Source organism: Lactobacillus rodentium, assembly GCF_003423665.1.
Lineage (GTDB): Bacteria > Bacillota > Bacilli > Lactobacillales > Lactobacillaceae > Lactobacillus > Lactobacillus rodentium.
The window spans coordinates 1-824 of the sequence record NZ_BFBY01000026.1 but is presented as its reverse complement, the minus strand read 5'-3'; the positions used below and the strand labels follow the sequence as shown (position 1 = coordinate 824).

1 protein-coding gene is annotated in these 824 nt (G+C 32.2%); it reads left to right on the top strand.

Annotation, left to right across the window (positions count from 1 at the left end):
* Window positions 1–42: 42 nt before the first annotated feature.
* Window positions 43–824 (top strand): IS110 family transposase (locus tag LrDSM24759_RS07585; protein WP_133297801.1); only part of this gene is annotated, 782 nt, incomplete at its 3' end.

Here is an 824-nt window from a genome sequence, read left to right as displayed (position 1 = left end):
AAGTAAATACGTTTTACTACTCATACTTAGGAGGTTTATATTATGCAAGTTACTTTTGGAATTGATGTAAGTAAGTCTACTTCTACTATTTGTGAGCTAATTGGTGAAAGTAAAAATGAATTTACCATTACTAATGATCGTCCTGGTTTTATTAAATTGCTTCACGAATTAGCTGCCTTTACTAAACAACCACAAATTATTTTTGAAGCTACTGGTGTTTATTCACGTAGACTGCAAGCTTTTCTAGAAGATTACGGTTATGAATATGTTGTGCTTAATCCTCTTAAAGCGAAAAAAGAAATGGATCTAGGACTACGTCATAATAAAACTGATAAAACTGATGCTTATCATTTAGCCTTAATTCAAAGACTTTATCATCATCCAGTTAGTCAAAACCAGTCTCAGTCTTATAAGCAACTCAATACTTTAAGTCGTTTCTATGACCAGCTAACAGATGATTTAGTCATAGCTAAGAATAGACTTCATCAGGCTTTACAATCAACATTTCCCGAAATTGAAAATCTATTTTCTACCGCTAGAGGTAATAATTACTGGCAAATAGTTGCTCATTACCCTCATTGCGACTTAATAAGAAAAGAAAATAGAAAGCAACTTATTAATTGGCTAATGAATTTAAAGGGTATTGCATTTAAACATGCACAAAAAACCGCTGATAATCTTATTGAATTAGCTCATCAAGCTTATCCAGTTGTCTCTGAGACTAGTATAGAAGTTCAACAAGTACAATATTATGCCCACAGACTACTTAATCTAAGTAGGCAAAGAGAACAATTAATTACAAGAATGGTTAAACTCGCTAAGAC